The 3,424-nt window shown below is 55.7% G+C and carries 3 protein-coding genes; all 3 read left to right on the top strand.

All coding sequences use genetic code 11. From position 1 onward, the window contains the following. The first annotated feature begins 116 nt into the window (after positions 1 to 116). The 3 genes from ABWO67_RS19230 to ABWO67_RS19220 all read left to right on the top strand — a co-directional run bounded on the left by ABWO67_RS19230 (position 117) and on the right by ABWO67_RS19220 (position 3,306). Positions 117 to 1,346, top strand: coding sequence for a S8 family peptidase (locus tag ABWO67_RS19230; RefSeq protein ID WP_353154943.1), 1,230 nt, complete (start codon positions 117 to 119; stop codon positions 1,344 to 1,346). 18 nt (positions 1,347 to 1,364) lie between these two features. Further along, entirely contained in the window at positions 1,365 to 1,601 is a 237-nt protein-coding gene (locus tag ABWO67_RS19225; protein ID WP_353154940.1) for a hypothetical protein, read from the top strand. Between the two features lie 328 nt (positions 1,602 to 1,929). Next, entirely contained in the window at positions 1,930 to 3,306 is a 1,377-nt protein-coding gene (locus ABWO67_RS19220) for a substrate-binding protein (RefSeq protein WP_353154937.1), read from the top strand. Positions 3,307 to 3,424 lie beyond the last annotated feature (118 nt).

Genomic DNA, 3,424 nt, shown 5'->3' with positions numbered 1-3,424 from the left:
GCGCTAAAGACACCAAATGTTGTAATTTCGGCTTGACGCGCTGTATGGGCGCTAGCATGCTGACAGTGGACGGCTAGTCTTTAGCGACATGCCTGCCACCTGTTCAGGAGATGCGAATGCCCAAGCCCGACAAGAAGCCGAAAGCGCCTGCCGCCGCAGTTCAAGATGTTACGGGTCGTTATCTGGTTTTGTTGTGTAAAGACAAAACCGCTCAAGCCCTCAAGGTTTTGACAGCCACCGCGGGAGTGAACGTAGTCAGTTCAACTGAAGGCTCGCCCGAAAGCGCACGGCACTACACCTTGGCGGATCACTGCGCCATTGTCTTTGAGCGCATAGGCGTTGCACTTGTCAAATGCGCGCCCGATAAACATCAGCAGCTTGGTATGGCCGTTGCCGGCTCCGATGGCGCCATTCTGGCCATCGAGCCCGAACGACGGGTGCACGCGATAGCGAAACGAAAGAGTGCAAAGCTTCAGGAAGCCGTCGTCGACGACGAAACGTCATTGACCTGGGGCATTCAGGAAACCAAGGTGGCTGAGTCGTCCTATACTGGGAAAGGCGTGCGCCTGGCTGTGCTGGATACCGGACTGGATCTGACCCATCCTGATTTTGCCGGCCGCAGTATCGTCTCGCAGTCTTTTATCGAGGGCGAGCAAGCGCAGGATGGCAATGGGCATGGCACGCATTGCGCCGGAATAGCCGCTGGCCCTGCTACGCCGTCTGTCCTTCCCCGATACGGCGTGGCTGGTGAAGCGGAGCTATATATTGGCAAAGTACTAAGCAATGAAGGCGGCGGCGCTGATGGTGGCGTGCTTGAAGGCATTAACTGGGCTATTGAAAACGAATGCCGGGTCGTATCCATGTCGCTGGGTAGCACGTTGCAGGATGGCCAGGCATATTCGGAGATTTTTGAAGAGGTTGCCAAGCGCGCGTTGGCCGCAGGCACCGTCATTATTGCGGCGGCCGGCAACGACAGCCGACGCCCTGACTATATTGCTCCAGTTTCCCACCCCGCCAATTGCCCATCCATAGTCGCAGTCGCGGCGGTGGACTCGTCTTTACAGGTTGCAGCATTTTCCAGTGGCGGGCTGGTTCAAGAAGGCGGTCAGGTCGATGTGGCGGCACCCGGCGTTGCCGTGCTGTCGGCATGGCCCGAGCCTGAGCGCTATAACACCATTAGCGGCACCAGCATGGCCACTCCCTTCGTGTCGGGTATTGCCGCGCTGCATGCCCAGGCTCAGCCCGATGCGCGTGGTCGTGTTTTATTGAGCCTGGTGCTTCAAGGCACGCGCCGCTTGGCGCTGCCGTCTCGAGATGTTGGGGCTGGCTTGATCCAGGCTCCTTAATACCGTATAGGCAAATCCATGACCAAGCTGCTTGTTTCTCTCATTGTCGAGGAAACTTATCTCGTTCATTTTTCTGAGATCGTGGAAAGCTGTAAAGCGGCTGGCATGGACGTTCAGCGGCAGATGACGACCGTGGGTGTTATTTCAGGAACAATAGAAGCATCCAGAGTCAAAGTGCTTGCCCAGATTCGGGGCGTGCGCCATGTGGAAGAATCGCGCGAGGTCGGTGTTTTAGGCAAATCCTCCGACAAGTAGTATTCGATTTCCTCCACGTTTACCCTCAATTTCATTTTCATAGTCGGATTCGAGACAGGAAATGTCCGTTTCGGACGAGTGGGAGGTTATCTGTTTTGATAACCTCGGTTCAGTCGTCGGGCAAAACAAATCGTAACAACGTTGACGGCTGGCTGAAAAACTAGAAATACACCGGTAGACAAAAAAGCTCGTATACGCATTCATATCGATGCAGAGCACCTTCCAGAAGTCAAGATGAAACCATCGCCGTCAGGGGAGGGGTGCGGCTTGGCTATGGAAACTGGAAGACGCCTAAGCGCGTCTCAGAAATACTCAAAGGAGAGTAGCAGTGAAAGAGACAAAGACTCACGATATCGCAGCAGGCTCCACCAATCGCCGCAGTTTTCTGAAGACAGGCGCAGGCGCAGCCGGCGGTCTTTTAGTCCCGAGCGTATATAGCTCGGCAGCGTTTGCCCAGAATAAAGACTACCCCAAACTGGGGAACTATCCTGATGGCGTTGCAGGCGATACCGTTGTAGCCGGACTGACGCTGGATTTGACAGGTCCATACTCGGCGGAAGGCGCCGGGCAGCGCCGAGGTTTTGAACTGGCGGCCGAACTGATCAATAACGGTGATGAACGCATCAAGAAAGTATCGCCGCTGACCAAAAAAGGGATTCTCGGCAAGAAGCTGGTACTGGCGATAGGCGATGCCGAGACCAAGCCCAACAGCGCGGTTCAGGCGGCAACCCGCTTCATTCGCCAGGACAAGGCAATGATGATTGCCGGCAGTGTCAGCAGTTCGGTTGCGATTGCCTTGCAGAATACCTGCGAGCGTGCCAAGACTTTGTATTTCCCGATAATCAGCGGTTCCAGCGATACCACAGGCAAAGATTGCCGTCGCTACGGCTTCCGTTTGTGCCACCATGCCTACACCGCAGCCAAGGCGATCGCCCCTGTGCTGGCCGAGTCCTATGGCAAGAACATGAAGGCCGTCTATCTCGTTCCTGACTATAACTATGGTCACTCCATCCACGACCATATGCGCGAATTCACTCAAGCGCAGGGCTGGACCACCATTGATGCTCCGCAAGTCCATCCTTTGGGCGCGACCGATTACAGCGCCTACATGCTCAATATCGCCAATAGCGGCGCGGATATCCTGATCAATCTTGATTACGGCGCTGATGCGGTCAACTCGGCGAAGCAGGCGCACCAGTTCGGCGTGTTGAAAAACATGAAGATGTGCGTGCCTTATATGCCGGCATACATGCTCGAAGAGGTTGGCCCCGAAATTATGGAAGGCGTGCACGGCACCATGGATTTCTGGTGGAACGAATCCCTGAAAAACGAGGTGGGCAAGGATTTCGTCGAAGCCTATGAGGCCAAGTTTGGCGCCAAGCCCCGCGACCCAGAGCATAACGCCTACATGAGCATGCTGTTGTGGGCGGATGCCATCGAACGGGCCGGCACGTTCTATCCGGCTGAAGTCGTCAAGGCGCTGGAAGACGGTGTCAATCACAAGCGTCCGCACACCATGGGCGGAGAGGTTTACTTCCGTCAAGAAGATCATGATGGCGCCGCCAACTTTGTCGTGGTGCGCGGCAAGAAGCCTTCCGAGATCAAGGATAAAGACGACCTGGTCGATGTCGTGGCAATCGCTGACGGCGTGACAACATTGCCGCCTGTGGGTTATGCAGGCTGCAAGATGTCGCCCGCAGCATAAGGCTTCGATCTGGTTGACTAACAAGGAGGGGGACTCGTATGCCTAGCCTGGGCCTATTCATGTCACAAGTGTTCAATGGTCTCGCGCTGGGGGTGCTGCTCTCCCTCATTGCGGCCGG

Source organism: Pollutimonas bauzanensis, assembly GCF_040393045.1.
Taxonomy (GTDB): Bacteria; Pseudomonadota; Gammaproteobacteria; order Burkholderiales; family Burkholderiaceae_B; genus Pollutimonas; species Pollutimonas bauzanensis_A.
Note: the sequence above shows the minus strand (reverse complement) of the source record. Positions and strands in the feature narration are given on the sequence as shown.